We start from the raw sequence: 19,238 nt of genomic DNA on the forward strand, positions 1-19,238 counted from the left end.
GACTATCGGCAGGTGACGCGTTCGGCGCATGCCTTCAGGAGAGAAATGTGAATCAAGATTATGTTGTTGTTCAGCAGCCTTCGGAAGCGAATCGGTTAATCCTGCTGTTTCATGGCGTGGGTGATACTGCCGCAGGTATGGCGCAGATTGGGCGCTATTTTGCGGCCGCCTTGCCGCAGGCGATGGTGATCAGCATTGCCGGGCCGTTCAGCAGCGGTTACGGCGATGGGCGGCAGTGGTTCTCTGTTCAGGGAATCACGGAAGAGAATCGTTTCTCTCGTATTGAGGCGAATCTGCCGCGTTTTATTGAGACGGTGCGCTACTGGCAAGAACAAAGCGGTATGAGTGCGGAACAAACCGTGCTGGTGGGCTTCTCGCAAGGCAGCATTATGTCGCTGGAGGCGTTGAAGTCTGAGTCCTCGCTGGCTGGGCACATTATCGCGTTCAGCGGTCGCTTTGCTGTGCTGCCAGAAAAAGCCTTTGCTGATGTTGCAGTGCACCTGATTCACGGTGAAGCGGACGGCGTAATTGTGGTTGGACATGCGCATGCTGCCGCTCAGCGCTTTCAGGAACTGGGGACGTCGTTTACGCTGGATGTTGCCCCCGCTGTCGGGCACGGCATTGATGAACGGATGTTGAAACAGGCCTTGTCTTACCTCAAATAAAAATCTATCCCGCTATACCCGTCATACTTCAAGCTGCATGTGCGTTGTTCCCTTAAATGCCCGGTTCTTTATAGGCTGGCTTTAAAGGATCAACGCCTTGCGCTGTTCAATCTGCTCACGTTTTATCATGCTGCTCAAATTATTTTGTTATTCCATCTGATTATCTTATTGCTCATTTCTTAATTTCTTTATTCAAAGTAGAGGCTCTATTTTTAGGAGTGAGAATTTATCCATATTAAAAAGAATATAATCCATATTTGAATGTTAAATAATATAGGCAATGTTTTTATTTGTGTTGAGTGTTCAATATTTATCTTATTTTTTCAGATATAAATATCGCATCCTTATGGAAAAAGAGGGTGTGCCATGTTTAAACGAATTAAAGTCATTACCATCCTTGTTATCTTATTGTTTGTATTGGGGATATCTCAGTTTTTAACTGGGGCGTTATCCGTTCGTGCACTGATTAACGATAGAGAAGGATTCCTTGTTTCTCAACGCTCTAACCAGAATGTCGCTGCCTTTACTGATGCATGGATTATGATGAATCAGACGCGCATCGCTATCGGTTCTATTATACAAAACATGATGATGGGGAATGCGGATAAAGAGGCTATGCAGGCTCTTTTACAGCAAGCAAAATCGCAATTGGCCGCCTCAGAGAGTAGTTATAAACACTATTTGTCTCTGCCTAATACGCCTGGGTTGGATGAAGCATTATCCAAAAAACTTGAGGCGAGCTATACCGCTTACGACAAGCTACTAAATGATATTGTGGATTCGCTTTCCGGTGGGTTAGCAGGGGCGGCGATGAAATTGAGTAGCGGTGCCACGCCGCTGAACGTGGCCATGCAGGACGCCTATATTACGTGGCGGGCGGCACAAAACCAGCTATCGGATGACGGGCTACAGGAAAACCACGCTGCATTTGAAACGATGCTGTGGCTTCTGGGCGCACTTTCCATCGTCGTCGTGCTGGTGATTATCCTCAGTTGGATCGGGTTGCAGCGTATTCTTTTGCATCCGCTGCGTACGCTCATGCGGCATATCAGCGCGATTGCCGAGGGCAATCTGACGCACCCTATTGATACGACCGGCCGCAATGAGATGAGCCAGCTTGCGGCGGGGCTACATCATATGCAGCAGTCATTAATCCGTACCGTGAGTCTGGTGCGCGACAGTTCCCACTCTATCCACTCTGGGGCCAGTGAAATCTCGGTGGGCAGCAACGATCTGTCTTCGCGCACGGAGCAGCAGGCCGCATCGCTACAGGAAACGGCGGCCAGTATGGAGCAATTGACCTCGACGGTGAAGCAGAACTCAGACAACGCACGTCAGGCTACGCTGCTGGCAAAAAATGCGTCGGAGACGGCCAATAAAGGCGGCACTGTCGTCGATAATGTCGTGAAAACGATGAATGAGATTGCCGACAGCTCACAAAAAATCGCCCACATTACCAGCGTGATTGATAGCATCGCCTTCCAAACCAATATTCTGGCGCTGAATGCGGCGGTAGAAGCAGCACGAGCCGGGGAGCAAGGGCGAGGATTTGCCGTCGTGGCGGGTGAAGTGCGAACGCTGGCACAGCGCAGTGCCCAGGCCGCTAAAGAGATAAAATCGCTGATTGATGATTCGGTTAGCCGCACCACTACCGGCTCTTTGCAGGTGAAAGACGCGGGTGACACGATGAAAGAAATCGTCGGTGCGGTGAGCCGGGTAACGGATATCATGGGGGAAATCGCCTCGGCGTCCGATGAGCAGAGCCGGGGAATCGATCAGGTTGGGCAGGCGGTCAATGAAATGGATCGCGTTACTCAGCAAAACGCCTCGCTGGTGGAAGAGTCCGCATCTGCCGCCGCAGCATTGGAAGAGCAGGCCAGATATTTACAAAACGCGGTGGCGGTGTTCAAGATTAATCAGGCAGCAGAGCAGGAACATCGTGCCGAGCGCGCGCCTTCGCTTGCTGCATTACCAAAATCGCTGTTACCTAAACCCGCTCATGCCGGGCCGTCGAATGCGAATTGGGAAACGTTTTAGCGGAAGTAAACGTTTTTAACGGAAGAGTAAGCATCCAAACCGCCTGCACGCGAGCTAAGCCTCGCGCTGCAGGCGGTTTGACGATGATAGGTATCAGGGTTTTTTCTTCGGCCAGTCGTCGTCTTCATCGTCCCACTTGTCGTTGTTGTCACGATGTGGGGGCAATTTCGGTTTATTGAGCAGAAAACGCGTATGGTCAACGTTGCGCAATTCTTTGATGCCGTTAATCAGCATGCCTATCAGGACAATCAGAATTATCCACCAGTAATCAGCCAGCCATGCCATGGTTACGCCTCATCAACATTATGAATATAACGGGTAAACAGCTGCGGCAAGTTCTGGCTGAGCCAGTGGTAGCCTGCAATGTCTTCATCTTGCCAGGCGGCAAGGATGAGGTTGGGTGTAAGCTGCTCTTCCGCATACTGTGCTAATGGATAATAGCTGATATGCCAGAGTTCGGCTGCGACACCGCCGAGATCGTGCGCATAAGGTCGATAAAAACCGTATTCATGCATGTGCGCGCTCAGCCACGCGTTCAGAGCGGCAAAGTAACCACCTTCTTCATATTCCCACGGCTCCAACTGGAGCGAGCAGCCTGCGGGTAATAAATCGGGATCGTAGATATCGAGATCGCTGCCCCAATGGTGGCGGCTGGAACCGGGCATGGCGGACCAGCGCAGAATCGCTTCACAGCGCTCGCCTTCGTCCAGAGATAACACATCCAGCGGCTGGCTGTTGGCATCCATGACGGGACGCTCGCCGCGAAATTTGCCATTCCAGATCTGACGCTGGCGCTCAAAATCACGAAACGTGCTGGCTGGCTGTAGGTTAAATCCTGCCGTTTTTGCCGCCTGCTGTAGCGCCAGAAACGCGGTTACCGCCTCTGGCTGAAGACGATGACGACCCTGTAAAGCGACCAGATGCTGGTCGCTTTTACCGGTTAACGTAGCTGGCGTCATCATGCGATGAGCTGCTCCATAATGCGCTGATACATGCGGCTCAGCAGTTGCAGGTCTGCCGCGCTGACGCATTCATCCACTTTATGGATCGTGGCGTTCACGGGGCCCAGTTCAACCACCTGCGCGCCCATGCGGGCAATGAAACGGCCATCGGAGGTGCCGCCGGTGGTCAGCAGCTCTGGTGTGACCTCGTTGTAATGCTTGACGGCATTCACCACGGCATCGACCAGCTCGCCGCGTGCGGTCAGGAATGGCTGGCCGGAGAGCTTCCAGTCGATGGTGTACTTAAGCTGGTGGCGATCCAGTAATTCAGCCACGCGCTGCTGGATTAACACATCCGTCAATTCGGTGCTGAAGCGGAAATTGAACTGCACAGACAGCTCGCCGGGGATGACGTTATTGCTGCCGGTGCCTGCTTGAATATTGGCGATTTGCATCGTGGTCGGCGGGAAGAAGGCGTTGCCCTGATCCCACTCGGTTGCGATCAGTTCGTTAAGCGCCGGCGCTGCACGGTGAACGGGGTTGTCCGCCAGATGAGGATATGCAACGTGCCCTTGCACGCCGTGTACGCGCAGATTCGCGGTGATAGAACCACGACGACCATTTTTTACCACATCACCCACAACATGCGTACTGGACGGTTCGCCGACCAGACAGTAGTCCAATCGCTCGTTGCGTGCCATCAGCGCCTCAACCACTTTCACGGTGCCGTTAACGGCGCTGGCTTCTTCGTCTGAGGTAATCAGGAACGCCAGACGCCCTTGATGATTAGAGTGGGCGGCGACAAAGCGCTCGGCGGCAATCACCATCGCAGCCAGTGAACCTTTCATGTCCGCCGCGCCGCGGCCATACAGCATGCCGTCACGAATGATGGGGTCAAACGGTGGATGCTGCCAGTGGCTTTCATCGCCGCTGGGAACTACATCGGTATGTCCGGCGAAGGCCAGCGTTTTCCCTGTGCCGCGCCATGCCCAGAAATTCTGGGTATCGCCAAAATCCATCGCTTCGACGGTAAAGCCAATCGCCGTCAGGCGTTCAATCATGAGCGCCTGGCAACCCTCGTCATTCGGGCTGAGGGAAGGGCGTTTAATTAACTGTTGAGCGAGTTCTATGACTGGGCAAGACACGTTATTTGTTCTCCGCAATAAATTTCTGGTAGCTGTCGATACTGAAACCAAGCAGCGCGTGGCCGTCATCGGTTATCAGCAACGGCCGTTTAATCACCGCTGGCTGTTCCAACATCAGGTTTTTGGCGGCCTCTGCGCTGTCGCCGGTATCGCTATTGATCTGTTCACGCAATTCTTCGCTGAGCTTACGCCAGGTCGTTCCGCGTGTGTTGAGTAAGGCCTGAAACCCCAGTTGGTCGATAAAACGCTGCAGCTGCTGTTCATCCAGACCGTCGGCACGGTAATCATGGAAGCGATACGCCACCTGCTGATCGTCCAGCCAGCGGCGTGCTTTCTTTATGGTGTCACAGTTTTTGATGCCGTACATGGTCAGCGCCATAGGGATAAAATCCTTTCTGCTTATTGGGTTGCATGACGATTGCTGTTCAGGACAACACAGCCTGACTGAGCTTAATCGTGCGATAGCCCAGCATGCCGAAAAAAGGCGGGGAGATCTACTGTGAACTGTGTAGCAGAAATGTGAACAAGTGTAGTTTTTATACTTTCATAACACTTTTTCCTGATTAAAAAGTGTGCATATAATGCGTCGCCGTTAATCACCAAGAGGTTCGCATGGTAGAAGTAGAAGTAAGTACTTGGAAAGATTTTATTGAAGCAATGTTACGTAAATAATAATGAGAAGTACTGTTAGTCATTGCATACCATACCAGGAATAAAATCATACGAATAAAGCAGTATTGAGTCTCTCAATACTGCTTTTTTTCTATCCCCGTCATACCTCAAGCTTCATGCGCATTCGTAGCGTTCTTTCCTCATGTCTCGTCCATAATCTTGCCGATCCAAAGAGGATATTGCTGTCATCTTTACTACCAGATAATACATAACAATATGATTAGAATGCGTATTCCAGACCGACGCTGGTGCTGTAATTGCCTTTTCTGGGGTTACCACCAAACTCATTGGAATATTGCAGCCATGTATGCAGACTGGTTGTCAGGTTAACCATAACCCCAGCATCTGCGACGCCCCAGTCTTTTTCTGAAGCCGCACTTGGCATGGTGAAGTGACCACTCATCGAGTTTAATCCTGCGGTGACTGGGTGCACATTACTGGCCATGTAATCATGATTCCAGGCCATCCCGATGTAAGGGCTAATGTCCAAACTGGCCACGAGTAAGTGGGCCTGAGTTTGCCAGCCAAGACTGGAAACCAGAGAATTACGATGTTGTTCAGAAAACCACATGGCCGAGCTGTTATTTCCGCGCTCACGATAGCCTTCTACCTCAACGGATTGACGTTCCAGACGAGCAAAAGGCCCTGTTTTGACGGATGTCCCCAGATCAAACCACCAGCCAGCATCAATCCCACCACCAAAATGACGTCCTTTCACTGAGCCGGATTCTGTGCGCGTAGCCGGGCCAATGTTAATAGTGCGATAAACATCATCAAAGTGAGAAGAACCAGCATTGACGAAGGCGCTCATCCAGGGATGGTCGGCGTGGTAGACCTGATAAAGTGCAACGCTGTGGTCATACAATGTGTAGCCTGCGCCATCAAGCGCCGTTTTTTGGTTAGAGACGGTGACCAGCGCTCCGACGTTAAGATTGTCACTTAATCTCACGTCGCCACCGACTGAAGCAAAGCGGTTATTACTGCTGCTTGAAAATGTATCGTCGGTTGAGTTGGCCTGATGGCGGTAATCACCACTAGCGAATACCCGCGTATCGCCGCCATAGGTATCGGTAAGGATCGCTTTACGTAACAAATTGTACTGCGACTTTGTTGCCTGTAGAGGCGCTTTGCTCAGTAATGAAATTTTACCTGGCGCTGAAATTTCAGATAAAACGACACTGGCGAGCATCTTGTTGACACCCGTTGTAGGATGGACATTGTCAGCAAAAAGATAGGTATATTCTGTGCCGCCAGCATAGTTTCCTGTATTGCAAAAAAGTGATGAGGTTGTGTTACAGGCACCACTGGTTGTGTTGATAATGCCATAGGTTGATGGCGTCGCCATTATTTCAGACAACAATCCATACGTATTGACAGGGATTATGTTTAAACCATTATCACTCAACGTGCGAAGTCCGCTGTTTAATGTATTGTTATATTGATTGGCTACGTCCTGATATTTTTCTTGTAGGTTGCGTCTTGCAGCATCGGGAGTTGCGCCAAGGTTGGTGAGATTATAAACAACGACATATTTCCCTCCTGCATGATATAAATTATTTAGTAATGATATTTCAGTGTTTGCAACAGGAATGATTTGAATAGTTTCAGTTGAAGGCGATGATTCATAAATAGCATAAATATCATTGGAACCACCCCAGAACTGATAAAGCGTTGATGCGTTAATATTATTGCTTTGAATATAATTGTTAACCTGAGATTGAATCGTCGGCGAAAAGATAATGCCCAGTGAATAATTATTAACAATACCGGCTCCACCCCAGGCATAGTTGGTTCCTCCTGAGGATGAATCTGTTGCCGACAGACCTAGCCCATCTGCGACATACATCGTAGCTGTTTCCCCAGGGTTAGTTGTAAACCTCGATGTTCCGATTCCTAACGCATGTGAAAGATTACCTGCATCACTTAAGCTATCACCAAAAACGACCGTGTTGTTAAAAGTCTCTGCTTCCGCAGATGATGTGTAAATAAGTAATGCAAAAATAATAAATAGTAAAAATTCCTTTGATTTCACCCATAACACTCTGTTTATGAAATTAGCATTATTGCTGTTATTAGTAATCGCCAGAAATCTTCGGATGATTCGCATAATTTTTGCCCCCCTGAATTGTGAAAAAATAATATATTCAATAAATTGGGTACGGATGATCGAGAATAAGGAGTTTGCTTTCGGTGGTTGATAATAACGAATGAAGATTATTGTCGTTGAGGTTGCGATATATAGGATATATCTTATATGTAAAACTATGAGAGATATCTTAGCCGCGATGTTTTCCTTATTACGGAGGACATAACGGCTATAGATTGGGCCGTCATACGTCAAGATGCTGGTGTTGGCTTTTTAACTACCTGGCCTGATATCGGCCCTTTGTACATAGGAGCCGATATCAGTGTTACGCTGGGAAAAGAGGAAACTTGAGTAAATAAAAGAGGCTATTATTAGTTTGCGTATAGATTTTATTTTATCTAATTAATTCATCATGATGGCTGGTTAAGTGCAAATTTTGCAGCAGCAATTGCGTGGAGCCTGCTGGTATCAAAAAGAGGAACCTTCGCATCCTGAGCACTGATTAACAGCGGAATCTCCGTGCAACCCAGAATGATGCCTTCCGCGCCTTGCTGTTCAAGCTGCTGGATAATGTCCCGATAGACTAGCCGCGATGCGTCGTTAATGTTTCCCAGACACAGTTCATCGTAAATGATGCGATTAACGGCCTCTTTTCCCTCATGGTCAGGAACTATCACCTCCACGCCAAATCGTTCCTGAATGCGCTGGCGATAGAAATCCTGCTCCATTGTGTAGCGGGTTCCAAGCAAACCGACTTTCTTCAATTTATGCTGTTTCAGGCTGGCACCGGTGGCATCGGCAATATGCAAAAGAGGAAGCTGACAGGCGCGTTCAACGTCATCGGCCACTTTATGCATGGTGTTGGTACAGATGACGATCGCCTCCGCTCCCGCCTGACGTAATCCTACTGCGATATTGCTGAGTACAGCGGCTGACTGCGCCCAATCGCCTTGTGACTGCAACCGTTCGATCTCGTGGAAATCGACGCTGTGCAGGATGATTTTGGCGGAGTGCAGGCCACCAAGTTGGCTTTTCACATACTCGTTGATAATGCGGTAATACGGGATGGTGGATTCCCAACTCATACCCCCGATCAGACCCAGCGTTTTGCTTACCATGATGCCTTCCTTCATATCGTAAAAAGTGATGAATTGGTCAGAACTGAACTCTCTGCGTTCTGCATCGGGTTAAAATAGGACAGCTGAGTTGCGCGGTATACATTTTTAGCGACTTTTATCACTTTTTATCCAACTTCAACTGGACAAAAGGCCAATCTATTGTTGTACTGTACCTGACACAGATTTTGTGTCTTTCATTCATGTAAAGGTAAGTTTGATGTCTAAGATTAAAGGTAGTGTTAAGTGGTTCAATGAGTCTAAAGGCTTCGGTTTCATCACTCCTGAAGATGGTAGCAAAGACGTGTTCGTACACTTCTCTGCCATCCAGAGCAATGGTTTCAAAACTCTGGCTGAAGGTCAGCGTGTAGAGTTCGAAATCACTGACGGTGCCAAAGGTCCTTCAGCTGCTAACGTTAACGCTATTTAATTATACCGATTTCGTGAAAAACCCGCCAATGGCGGGTTTTTTTTGCTTCAATTTCCACACTGACATCAGTGTGTTGTCACCCACGTGACCAGAGCAAACGCCAGCGCGGTCATGAGCAGCGAACCCGCCAGATTCAACAGTACGTGTAACCCCGCCGCCGCAAGCTGCCCACTTTGCAGGAACATGACGACTTCTGCGGAAAAGGTCGAAAACGTCGTTAAACCGCCGCACAGCCCGGTGGTAATCAATATTTTCCAGTCCTGATCGAGATGAGGATGGCGCAGGAAGAAAGCGAGTGCGCCGCCAATAACAAAAGCCCCAATCAAGTTGGCAAGCAGAGTACCCAGCGGCAGCGTTGGATACAGATTGTTAAACTTCACGCCAAGCTGCCAGCGCGCCACGCTACCGACTCCGCCGCCAATAAATACTGCGAATAATGTACTAAACATAGAAACCTTTCTTTGGGCTGTTTTGCCTGAGTTGTTTTTGTGGTCTCGGAGAGTGTTGGGCAGGACGCTACGCCCTCTCTGCGAGGTGGACGTAGACATCATTAGCCGAGTGGCGGTTGTACCCTGTTTTTAAGACTGTCAGCGTTTTGGCTGCGCGAGGGTAGGGAGGAATGTCATCTCCGCTTTAGTATGGAAAGTTTACGCCGTCAGAAGGGATTTTTGTAGTGATGCCGAGGTGAAAGTTGTAAAGCAATCTGAATGCGGGCGAAAGCGCTTTTGCCGTGTCTTACTTTGTTATAGATGCAATTTGTTACAGATGCTAATTGTGTCGTGCTGCATAAGGTTTTAGATAGAGGACATAGAGTAAAAGAATTATTTTCAATAAAAAATCGTTCTCGTTCGCTGGCGTCTCCAGCATCTAAATCAGGTAGGTTTGTATGGAAGGTATCAGTATTGCCAAGCTGTTGGTGATTGGCGCGTTAATCATTCTGCTGTTCGGTACGAATAAACTTCGTAGCCTCGGCGGTGATTTGGGTGCGGCGATTAAAGGCTTCAAGAAGGCGATGAGTGACGATCAGCCAGCAAAGACGGATGATACGGCAGCGCTGCATGATTCATCTCGTAAAGAACCCTGATCGACTCTCACACAGCAAAACGGACGGCTATTGCCGTCCGTTTTTTATTCCACACAAAAAATGTGTAAATATGTATGAGCGCTTATTTTACTTCGATGCCCTTTGCCTGTAGGTCAGCATGGTAGGACGAGCGAACAAATGGACCGCAGGCAGCGTGGGTAAAGCCCATCGCCATCGCTTCGGCCTTCATCTCATCAAATTCATCCGGGCTGACGTAGCGCTGTACTGGCAGGTGATGGCGGCTTGGCTGTAAATATTGTCCCAGCGTCAGCATCGTCACACCGTGGCGGCGCAGGTCACGCATCACTTCCACGATTTCTGCATTGGTTTCTCCCAATCCAACCATCAGACCAGATTTGGTTGGGATATCTGGATGCGCGTTCTTGAAGTTTTCCAGCAGCTTCAGTGACCATTCATAGTTCGCACCAGGGCGGACCTGACGGTAAACGCGTGGTACGTTTTCCAGATTGTGGTTGAACACATCTGGCGGCGTGGCGGTCAGGATCTCTAACGCGCGATCCATACGGCCACGGAAGTCTGGCACCAGCGTTTCGATGCGGATACTCGGGTTTTTGCGGCGAATGGCGCTGATACAGTCTGCAAAGTGCTGGGCTCCGCCGTCGCGCAGATCATCACGGTCAACGGAGGTGATCACGACATAGCGTAAGCCCATGTCGTGAATGGTCTGTGCCAGTTTCTCAGGCTCATTGGCATCCGGCGTAAGCGGGCGGCCGTGGGCAACGTCACAGAACGGGCAACGACGGGTACAAATGGCACCCAGAATCATGAAGGTGGCGGTACCGTGGTTGAAACACTCCGCCAGATTCGGACAGGACGCTTCTTCGCAAACTGAGTGCAACCCGTTTTTGCGCATGGCCGCTTTGATTCCCTGAATACGGCTTGAATCCGCCGGAAGTTTAATCTTCATCCATTCAGGTTTGCGCAGAAGCTCTTGGCGTTCGGTGACGACGGTACGTACCGGGATTAGCGCCATCTTATCGGCATCGCGGTATTTAACGCCGCGTTCGATCTGAATCGGTTTACTCATGTTTGCGTAAGTTCCAGTTCTGAATCGTTTCTTTAAATTTGTAATTCAAATTCAAAGGATTATGTTTTTAGTTAAACTTTTTTTTAAAAAACTATAAAAATTATATCATCTTGCCTAACCACAATCAGCCTTTGCGCGATCAAAATGAAGAAATTATGTGAATAAAATGTAATTTATCAAAAAACGATCGTCTAACTGACAGATTTTTATTAACAGGATGAAATGCATTACCCAGGAAGCGGCTCACCCTGAACGTCCAGATTCCACGAAACAAATTCGGGTGCGGAGTAGCCGACTAACTGCAAAAAGGTGTTCACCAGCACGGGAGCGGTGTCATCCAACGTGACGCCCGGTACCAGATCGCTGATTTGCGTCATCTTCATTCCGGCGTAACCACACGGGTTGATACGCAGGAAAGGGGAGAGATCCATGGCAATATTGAGCGCCAGCCCGTGGAAAGAGCAGCCTTTGCGAATACGCAGCCCTAACGAACAGATTTTACGTTCGCCTACATAGACGCCGGGCGCATCAGGGCGCGCATGAGCTTCAATCTGGAAATGTGCCAGAGTGCCAATCACGGTGTTTTCGATGGCGGTGACGAGCTGACGAACGCCGAGCTTGCGACGCTTCAGGTCAATCAACACGTACATGACCTGCTGGCCGGGGCCGTGATAGGTCACCTGGCCGCCTCTGTCGCTCTGAATCACGGGAATATCACCGGGCATGAGGACATGTTCGGCTTTGCCTGCCTGACCCTGCGTAAATACACGAGGGTGCTGAACCAGCCAGATTTCATCTGGCGTTTTATCATCACGTCGGTCGGTGAAATTATGCATCGCCAGAGAGACGGGTTCATACGGCTGTACGTCAAATTGGCGTACGATGATCTTATCCTGTAGCAAGTGTGTCATCTTCAGGTTAAGGAAAGGTGGGGGGGATTATAACGGCGGGAAGCCTCAGCGAACAGCACTTTACAAAATCACAAAACCCTGCCGTATTCGCTAGTTTTCCCGCTCGTTCTTTTTACTGCGTGATTCTTATAGAACCCTATGTTTCATAGAATTCTATGTCTTACAGAACCATGCGCACGATGTCGATGTTGCCCAGTTCTTCGTACAGCGTTTCCACCTGCTCAATGTGTGTCGCAGTGATGGTGATGGAAACAGAGTGATAATTCCCTTTGCTGCTGGGTTTGATCTGCGGCGTGTAGTCGCCTGGCGCATGACGCTGTACCACTTCAACGACCAGATCGACTAACTCTGGTTTTGCCTCACCCATGACCTTGTAGGTAAAAACACAGGGGAATTCAAGCAGTTCGTTTAATTTGGTTTTCATTTGCGCTCCAGAGAGGGTAATACATCGGTATTATTCCGACGGTATTAGCACTGACATCAGTACAGTATACTAAAAAAGCATAACTCCCGCGTTCTGCGGGAGTTATGGATGGTATCTATATGGGGGCGTTTTGACCCCACACAAGGGGGATTAGCCGAACCAGTGATGGAACATCAGTTTGATGTAGTCGATCATGCGGCCAAAGATCCCGCCTTCTTTCACTTCGTTCATCACCACCAGCGGGCGCTGATCGATGGTTTTGCCATCCAGTTGGAAGTTGATGGAACCCACAACCTGATTTTTGGCTAACGGCGCATGCAGTTCCGTGTTGTCCAGAACATAGCTGGCTTTCAGATCTTTCATACGGCCGCGCGGAATAGTCAGGTAGGCATCTTTCTCAACGCCCAGCGCAACGCGGTCGCTGTCGCCAAACCAGACGGGCTCAGAAGCGAATTCTTTGCCTGCTTTCAATGGCGCGACGGTTTCAAAGAAGCGGAAGCCCCAAGTCAGCAGTTTCTTGCTTTCTGATTCACGGCCTTTGGCGTTACGTCCACCCAGTACTGCAGAAATCAGGCGCATCTGGCCTTCTGTTGCCGAGGCGACCAGATTAAAGCCAGCTGATGACGTATGGCCCGTTTTGATGCCGTCAACATTCAGGCTGGAATCCCACAGCAAACCGTTGCGGTTAGGTTGGCGAATATTGTTGAACGTGAACTCTTTCTCTTTGTAGGTCGCGTATTCTTCTGGCACATCGCGGATCAGCGCCTGACCGATCAGGGCCATATCGCGTGCCGAACTGAACTGGCCCGGCGCATCAAGACCGTGCACGGTTTCAAAATTGGTATTTTTCAGCCCCAGTGCTTTCACGTAACCGTTCATCAGGTTAACGAAGGCATCCTGGCTGCCGGCAACGTAGTCGGCCATCGCGACGCAGGCATCGTTACCGGATTGCAGAATGATGCCGCGGTTTAACTGGGAGACAGGAACGCGGTCGCCCGGCTTCAGGAACATCAGGGAAGAACCCTGGAAGGTCGGGTTGCCGGTTGCCCAGGCATCTTTACCGACGGTAACGATGTCGTTCGGGCTGATTTTTCCTGATTTAATGGCCTGACCAATCACATAGCTGGTCATCATTTTCGTTAAGCTGGCCGGATCGCGGCGCGTGTCGGCATTCATTTCTGCCAACACTTTCCCAGAGTTGTAATCAATCAGGATGTAGGATTCAGCATCGATTTGCGGGACGCCGGGGATCATCGTTTTAAGATTGATATCTTCGGCATAGGCAAAGGAAGAGGCGCTAATGACGAGCAGTGCGCCAAGCGCAGTACGTTTAGTAAAACGAGACGTGTTTACAGTATTCATGATTGGAACAACAACATCCGTGGGTATGAGTTAAAAAACGAGCCACACTATAGCAGATGGGAAATAGGCAGGCATCAGACATTACGTTACGTGATTTTGCAAAAGGGCGGTATGTTCAATGCCATAGCCGCCGTTTTCGCTGCGTGAGTCTGCCGATTATCTGTTACTAGAGGGTGCTGGGTGCGGCGGTAATAAACGACTGCTGCTGAGCTTCGACTGACAAACGTTGTTGAAGTTCAGCGGCTTGCTGACGATTCTGGAATGGCCCCAGTTGAATACGATACAGGCCACCGCTCGCCGTGACTTTCCCGGCCACGCGGAAGCGTTCGCTCAGACTGCGCTGCCAGGTTTGCGCGCGCTGTTGATCGCTCAATGCACCGACCTGAACCACGTAGCGACCCGTGGCAGATGGCGTCGCAGCCGCGGGAGCGGCAACCGTTGCCGCAGCAGCTGGCGCGACGTTCATTGGTGCCGCGGATGACGATGGCGCTACCGCTGGCGTCACGTTGGACTCAACCACGCCAGCGCGCAGGGCGGAAGGCGCCCCCAGAAAACCACCGCTGTGCGACGGCGCGCTGCTCTGCGGCTGTGTACTTTCTGCTGGTGCACTCAGGCTGCTATTGCTGATCGGGCGCACGGCGCTGTTGGACGTTGGCGACGTCGTTTCCATCATCGGTGTGCCCAGTCCACTGGCACCGAAGCTCGGACGTTCCGGCAGGGCGAAGCTTTGCTTCGCGACGGTGGTGCCGACGGTTCCGGGACCGGATAGCGTGCCGTCTGGTGCGACGTTGATGAAGTCCACTTTTACTTTGGTATTGTTCGAGATATTCAGCCGATCGCCTGCGGCCTTCGACAGATCGATAATTCTGCCCGGCGTATACGGCCCGCGGTCATTTACGCGTACAACCAGACGGCGACCGTTGCTCAGGTTGGTCACGCGGACATAGCTTGGCAGAGGCAGCGTTGGGTGGGCGGCGGTTATCGCATTAGGATCAAACGTTTCGCCGATTGACGTACGGTTGCCGCTCGCTTCTTCGCCGTACCATGTGGCTAAGCCTGTCTCGCTAAAGTTTTGCGGGTTTTTGACAATCTTATAGCTCTTGCCTTTGATGCTGTAGTCTTGCAGCGTACCCTGATTGTAGGGTTCATAACGTGGTTCTGCGCCACCGATCTCTTCCGTCGGGCCGCTGTAAACCTGAGTCACGGGCGGCGCAGGCTGCCGCTGTTCCGTTGTGGTACAGGCCGCAAGCGCCAGAGTTGCTACGCCGACCCAAAGCCAATCCTTACGCATTGCTCACCTCGTATTATAAATTCTTAGATAGCAGTTTGCGGTGAGTATGTATCGACATGACGATACCGAACCCCGCCATTAAGACGACCAGCGCCGACCCGCCGTAGCTGACTAGCGGCAGCGGCACGCCAACGACGGGAAGTATACCGCTGACCATCCCGATATTGACGAACACATAGAAAAACAGAATCAACATCAGCCCGCCGACCATTACCCGACCGAACGAGGTTTGCGCATTCGCGGCGATGACCAGGCCGCGCATAATCATGAACAGATACATAGCGAGCAGAATCAACACGCCGATTAACCCAAGCTCTTCTGACAGCACGGCAAAGATAAAGTCGGTGTGGCGCTCTGGCAGAAACTCTAACTGAGACTGTGTGCCATGCAGCCAGCCTTTTCCAGATAGACCGCCTGAGCCTATCGCAATTTTCGACTGAATAATATGGTACCCGGCCCCGAGCGGATCGCTTTCTGGATCAAGCAGCATCATGACCCTGGCGCGCTGATAGTCATGCATCAGGAAAAACCAGAGTATAGGAATAAAAGCGGCGAGTAGCAGGACGGCGATGCCAATTAAGCGCCAGCTCATACCTGCGAGGAAAAGCACAAATAGCCCCGATAGCGCGACTAGAATCGAGGTGCCTAAGTCGGGCTGCGCGGCAACCAGCAGCGTAGGGACAAAAATCAGCACCAGCGCGATTGCCGTATTTTTTAGCGACGGCGGGCACATATCACGGTTGATAAAACGGGCGACCATCAGCGGTACTGCTATCTTGGCAATTTCTGACGGCTGAAAACGGATAAAGCCCAGATCCAGCCAGCGCTGCGCGCCTTTACTGATTTGCCCAAAAATATCCACGATGAGCAGCAAAATCACGCAAAACACATAGAGATAGGGGGCCCAGCCTTCATATACGCGCGGAGGGATTTGCGCCATCACGATCATCACCGTAAACCCCAGCACGATTTGAACGACTTTTCGCTCCATCATACCGACGTCTTGCCCGCTGGCGCTCCATAAGACAAATAGGCTATAGCCCAGCAGTGCCAGGATGCAGAGAAGAAACGGCAGATCGATATGGATTTTCGCCCAGAACGATCCCTTTTGTTGGCTATCGGTCATGACTGTCTGTTACTCACTCTCGCTACCCGGTGGTGCAGGAGGCGCACTGGGTAAATCGGTATTGTTATCACCCAGCAGAATATGATCAAGGATCTGGCGGGTGATGGTGCCAACGGTCGGGCCTGCGCCACCGTTTTCCAGAATAATCGACATCGCTACTTTAGGGTCTTTATATGGGGCAAACGCAACCATTAATTTATGGTCACGCAGATGTTCTGCGATCTTGTGCGCATTATAGGTTTCGTTTTCTTTCAGGCCGAAAACCTGTGCTGTACCGGATTTGGCCGCAATTTTATAAGGCGCATCCTCAAAGCTTTTGTGGGCAGTACCGTTAGGCCGATTAGCTACGCCATACATTCCATCCTTCGCCACTTCCCAATAGCCAGAGTGGATGTTGCCAATTTGCTGATTCTCTGTCTGTCGGAAAGGCACAATCTTGCCATTTTCCCGCGAGCTATAAAGCAGGTGCGGCGTTTTGACCTGGCCGTCGTTGATCAGCGTCACCAGCGCCTTATTCATTTGGATAGGCGTTGCGGTCCAATAACCTTGACCAATCCCGACCGGAATCGTATCCCCTTGATACCAGGGTTTTTTGAACCGTCCTAATTTCCACTCGCGCGTTGGCATATTGCCTTTGCTTTCTTCCGAAATATCGATACCGGTTTTCTCGCCGTAACCAAATTTGTTCATCCATTCGGATAGACGATCGATCCCCATGTCATAAGCGACCTGATAGAAGAAGGTATCCGCGGACTCTTCCAGCGATTTGGTGAGGTTAAGGCGACCATGTCCCCATTTTTTCCAGTCGCGGAAGCGCTTTTCGGAACCGGGTAATTGCCACCAGCCGGGATCGAACAGGCTGGTGTTCGTGGTTATCACGCCTGCCGTGAGAGCAGAAACCGCAATATAAGGTTTAACGGTGGAGGCGGGGGGGTAAATCCCCTGTGTCGCACGGTTGATCAGCGGACGATCGGGGTCGCTTTGGAGTTTTGTGTAATTCTTGGTGGAAATCCCGTCGACAAAGAGATTGGGATCGTAACTGGGCGTGGAAACCATCGCCAGAATACCGCCGTCGCGTGGATCGGTGACAATCACGGCAGCACGGCTGCCTTCCAGCAGTTTCTCGATGTAGATTTGCAGGCTTAGGTCCAACGTCAGATAAATATCACGCCCGGCCTGCGGTGGCTGTTCGTGGAGCTGGCGGATCACGCGGCCGCGGTTGTTAACTTCAACTTCTTCATAGCCAGGCTTGCCGTGCAGCAGATCTTCGTAATGACGTTCAATACCTAGCTTACCGATGTCACGTGTGGCGGCATAATCGGCAATTTTTTCTTCTTTGGTTAGCCGCTCTACGTCTTTATCGTTGATTTTGGAGACATAGCCCGTGACGTGCGTCAGAGCAGAACCGTAAGGATAATAGCGGCGCTGGTAGCCTTTAACTTCAACACCGGGGAAGCGGTATTGGTTGACGGCAAAGCGGGCGACCTGAATCTCATCGAGCCCAGCTTTTACGGGGATGGAAGTAAAACGGCGTGAACGCTTACGCTCTTTTTCAAAGTTTTCCAGATCGTCATCGGTCAGATCGACGACGGGGCGCAGGGCTTCGAGCGTATCTTTAAGATTGTCGACTTTGTCGGGTACCAGTTCTAACTGATAGATAGTGCGGTTCAGCGCCAGCGGGGTGCCGTTACGGTCATAGATGATGCCGCGGCTGGGCGCGATAGGAACCAGCTTAATGCGGTTCTCATTAGAACGTGTGCGGTAATCATCAACGCGCACAATTTGCAGATGATAAAGATTAGCGACTAATACACCGGAAAGCAGCAAAATGCCCAGAAAGGCTACCAAAGCACGGCGCACAAACAGGGCGGACTCAGCCGTATAATCACGAAAGGGTTTACGTTCTACTTTCATCCAGCGTTATTTCACAGGTTTCATCGTATCGCCTTACTCCCGATGGTAAGGGTGATTAGTCGTAATGCTCCATGCACGGTACAGGCTCTCTGCCACCAGTACACGAACAAGCGGGTGCGGCAGCGTTAATGGCGAGAGTGACCAGCTTTGTTCTGCTGCGGCTTTACACTCCGGCGAAAGTCCTTCTGGCCCGCCAATCAGCAAGCTGACGTCGCGCCCGTCCTGTTTCCAGCGCTCTAGCTGTTGCGCCAACTGCGGCGTCTCCCAGCGAGTCCCTGGTATGTCCAGCGTAACAATGCGGTTGCCTTTGCCTACTGCGGCTAGCATCTGTTCGCCTTCGCGCTCCAGAATGCGTTTGATGTCCGCATTTTTACCCCGTTTCCCCGCCGGAATTTCGAGTAATTCGAAAGGCATGTCCTTTGGGAAACGGCGCAGATAATCGGTGAAACCAGTCTGCACCCAGTCGGGCATTTTGGTGCCAACGGCGACCAGTTGCAGTTTCATACTAGCCCCACAGCTTTTCTAATTCGTACAGCTGACGGCTTTCTTCTTGCATGACATGAACCATCACGTCACCTAAATCGACAACAACCCAGTCAGCAGCGCTTTCGCCCTCGACACCGAGTGGAATCAGACCCGCGGCGCGTGAAGACTGCACGACGTGATCGGCGATAGAAGCGACATGACGCGTAGAGGTACCCGTACAGATAACCATGTAATCGGTGATGCTGGACTTACCCTGCACGTTAAGTGCAACAATATCCTGGGCTTTTAAGTCATCGACCTTATCAATAACGAAGTCTTGGAGTGCTTGGCCTTGCAAAGGTTCCCCCTCAATGGCGTTTTGTCAGCAACTGACGAACGCGTGTGGCGCTGAATTGTTTAGGAAAAAGGTGAATCACCGAGTAATTGCCGAGAATTTCCGCTTTTCCCGGTGATTGAAACCAGCCGCGGAGTATATCACGCACTTTTCCCGAGTGGTATAAA

General features: G+C 50.7%; 21 protein-coding genes and 1 riboswitch. Of the genes, 5 read left to right on the forward strand and 16 right to left on the reverse strand.

Annotated elements, in window-relative coordinates:
• Nucleotides 1–47: 47 nt before the first annotated feature.
• The gene (gene ypfH / locus NXT09_RS14040; RefSeq protein WP_240584794.1) at nucleotides 48–665 is read left to right on the forward strand and encodes an esterase; all 618 of its coding nucleotides are present in this window, start codon (nucleotides 48–50) and stop codon (nucleotides 663–665) included.
• A gap of 366 nt (nucleotides 666–1,031) precedes the next feature.
• Nucleotides 1,032–2,702, forward strand: a complete 1,671-nt coding sequence (locus NXT09_RS14045; RefSeq protein WP_268580082.1) for a methyl-accepting chemotaxis protein — start codon at nucleotides 1,032–1,034, stop codon at nucleotides 2,700–2,702.
• Nucleotides 2,703–2,795: 93 nt separating this feature from the next.
• Here the strand turns inward: NXT09_RS14045 and NXT09_RS14050 are convergent, their stop codons facing one another.
• From NXT09_RS14050 to NXT09_RS14065, 4 genes are read right to left on the reverse strand one after another with little or no spacing between them, the layout of a single operon-like run.
• Nucleotides 2,796–2,987 (reverse strand): YpfN family protein, encoded by a 192-nt coding sequence (locus NXT09_RS14050; RefSeq protein WP_205552656.1) that lies wholly within the window; start codon nucleotides 2,985–2,987, stop codon nucleotides 2,796–2,798.
• 2 nt (nucleotides 2,988–2,989) lie between these two features.
• On the reverse strand, nucleotides 2,990–3,664 hold the full coding sequence (locus NXT09_RS14055) for a M15 family metallopeptidase (RefSeq protein WP_268580083.1): 675 nt from the start codon (nucleotides 3,662–3,664) through the stop codon (nucleotides 2,990–2,992).
• Complete coding sequence (gene dapE, locus NXT09_RS14060; RefSeq protein ID WP_268580084.1) at nucleotides 3,661–4,788, reverse strand: succinyl-diaminopimelate desuccinylase; 1,128 nt, start codon at nucleotides 4,786–4,788, stop codon at nucleotides 3,661–3,663. The genes NXT09_RS14055 and dapE overlap by 4 nt, the downstream gene beginning before the upstream one ends.
• Nucleotide 4,789: 1 nt before the next feature.
• The gene (locus tag NXT09_RS14065) at nucleotides 4,790–5,167 is read right to left on the reverse strand and encodes an ArsC family reductase (RefSeq protein WP_268580085.1); all 378 of its coding nucleotides are present in this window, start codon (nucleotides 5,165–5,167) and stop codon (nucleotides 4,790–4,792) included.
• Nucleotides 5,168–5,400: 233 nt separating this feature from the next.
• Between NXT09_RS14065 and ypfM the strand changes: the two genes are divergently transcribed.
• Nucleotides 5,401–5,460 (forward strand): protein YpfM, encoded by a 60-nt coding sequence (ypfM, locus tag NXT09_RS22590; protein WP_137739554.1) that lies wholly within the window; start codon nucleotides 5,401–5,403, stop codon nucleotides 5,458–5,460.
• Between the two features lie 220 nt (nucleotides 5,461–5,680).
• Here the strand turns inward: ypfM and NXT09_RS14070 are convergent, their stop codons facing one another.
• Complete coding sequence (locus NXT09_RS14070) at nucleotides 5,681–7,567, reverse strand: autotransporter domain-containing protein (protein WP_268580086.1); 1,887 nt, start codon at nucleotides 7,565–7,567, stop codon at nucleotides 5,681–5,683.
• Between the two features lie 389 nt (nucleotides 7,568–7,956).
• Nucleotides 7,957–8,664, reverse strand: a complete 708-nt coding sequence (locus NXT09_RS14075; protein WP_268580087.1) for an aspartate/glutamate racemase family protein — start codon at nucleotides 8,662–8,664, stop codon at nucleotides 7,957–7,959.
• A gap of 217 nt (nucleotides 8,665–8,881) precedes the next feature.
• Between NXT09_RS14075 and cspE the strand changes: the two genes are divergently transcribed.
• A complete protein-coding gene (cspE, locus tag NXT09_RS14080) occupies nucleotides 8,882–9,091 on the forward strand; it encodes a transcription antiterminator/RNA stability regulator CspE (protein ID WP_005976270.1) in 210 nt (69 codons plus the stop codon).
• Between the two features lie 65 nt (nucleotides 9,092–9,156).
• Here the strand turns inward: cspE and crcB are convergent, their stop codons facing one another.
• Nucleotides 9,157–9,540, reverse strand: a complete 384-nt coding sequence (gene crcB / locus NXT09_RS14085) for a fluoride efflux transporter CrcB (protein WP_268580088.1) — start codon at nucleotides 9,538–9,540, stop codon at nucleotides 9,157–9,159.
• 85 nt (nucleotides 9,541–9,625) lie between these two features.
• A riboswitch (Fluoride riboswitch) is annotated at nucleotides 9,626–9,730 on the reverse strand.
• Nucleotides 9,731–9,977: 247 nt separating this feature from the next.
• Between crcB and tatA the strand changes: the two genes are divergently transcribed.
• The gene (tatA, locus tag NXT09_RS14090) at nucleotides 9,978–10,175 is read left to right on the forward strand and encodes a Sec-independent protein translocase subunit TatA (protein ID WP_268580089.1); all 198 of its coding nucleotides are present in this window, start codon (nucleotides 9,978–9,980) and stop codon (nucleotides 10,173–10,175) included.
• A gap of 82 nt (nucleotides 10,176–10,257) precedes the next feature.
• Here tatA and lipA read toward each other — a convergent pair whose 3' ends face one another.
• The 9 genes from lipA to rsfS all read right to left on the reverse strand — a co-directional run bounded on the left by lipA (nucleotide 10,258) and on the right by rsfS (nucleotide 19,074).
• Nucleotides 10,258–11,223, reverse strand: coding sequence for a lipoyl synthase (lipA, locus tag NXT09_RS14095; RefSeq protein WP_010284032.1), 966 nt, complete (start codon nucleotides 11,221–11,223; stop codon nucleotides 10,258–10,260).
• Nucleotides 11,224–11,450: 227 nt separating this feature from the next.
• A complete protein-coding gene (gene lipB, locus NXT09_RS14100) occupies nucleotides 11,451–12,134 on the reverse strand; it encodes a lipoyl(octanoyl) transferase LipB (RefSeq protein ID WP_268580090.1) in 684 nt (227 codons plus the stop codon).
• A 160-nt stretch (nucleotides 12,135–12,294) separates the two neighbouring features.
• Nucleotides 12,295–12,558 carry a DUF493 family protein YbeD gene (gene ybeD, locus NXT09_RS14105; RefSeq protein ID WP_005976281.1) on the reverse strand — a complete coding sequence of 88 codons (264 nt, stop codon included), beginning with the start codon at nucleotides 12,556–12,558 and terminating at the stop codon, nucleotides 12,295–12,297.
• Nucleotides 12,559–12,708: 150 nt separating this feature from the next.
• Complete coding sequence (gene dacA, locus NXT09_RS14110) at nucleotides 12,709–13,920, reverse strand: D-alanyl-D-alanine carboxypeptidase DacA (RefSeq protein WP_205552642.1); 1,212 nt, start codon at nucleotides 13,918–13,920, stop codon at nucleotides 12,709–12,711.
• Between the two features lie 166 nt (nucleotides 13,921–14,086).
• On the reverse strand, nucleotides 14,087–15,211 hold the full coding sequence (gene rlpA, locus NXT09_RS14115) for an endolytic peptidoglycan transglycosylase RlpA (RefSeq protein WP_268580091.1): 1,125 nt from the start codon (nucleotides 15,209–15,211) through the stop codon (nucleotides 14,087–14,089).
• A 13-nt stretch (nucleotides 15,212–15,224) separates the two neighbouring features.
• Complete coding sequence (gene mrdB, locus NXT09_RS14120; protein ID WP_039356439.1) at nucleotides 15,225–16,337, reverse strand: peptidoglycan glycosyltransferase MrdB; 1,113 nt, start codon at nucleotides 16,335–16,337, stop codon at nucleotides 15,225–15,227.
• A 9-nt stretch (nucleotides 16,338–16,346) separates the two neighbouring features.
• Nucleotides 16,347–18,251: a peptidoglycan DD-transpeptidase MrdA gene (mrdA, locus tag NXT09_RS14125; RefSeq protein WP_205552638.1), complete on the reverse strand. Its 1,905-nt coding sequence runs from the start codon at nucleotides 18,249–18,251 to the stop codon at nucleotides 16,347–16,349.
• A gap of 33 nt (nucleotides 18,252–18,284) precedes the next feature.
• The gene (gene rlmH / locus NXT09_RS14130) at nucleotides 18,285–18,755 is read right to left on the reverse strand and encodes a 23S rRNA (pseudouridine(1915)-N(3))-methyltransferase RlmH (protein ID WP_005976291.1); all 471 of its coding nucleotides are present in this window, start codon (nucleotides 18,753–18,755) and stop codon (nucleotides 18,285–18,287) included.
• A 1-nt stretch (nucleotide 18,756) separates the two neighbouring features.
• Nucleotides 18,757–19,074, reverse strand: a complete 318-nt coding sequence (gene rsfS / locus NXT09_RS14135) for a ribosome silencing factor (protein ID WP_010284049.1) — start codon at nucleotides 19,072–19,074, stop codon at nucleotides 18,757–18,759.
• Between the last annotated feature and the right edge of the window lie 164 nt (nucleotides 19,075–19,238).

This window comes from Pectobacterium jejuense, assembly GCF_026800125.1.
GTDB classification, from domain to species: Bacteria; Pseudomonadota; Gammaproteobacteria; order Enterobacterales; family Enterobacteriaceae; genus Pectobacterium; species Pectobacterium jejuense.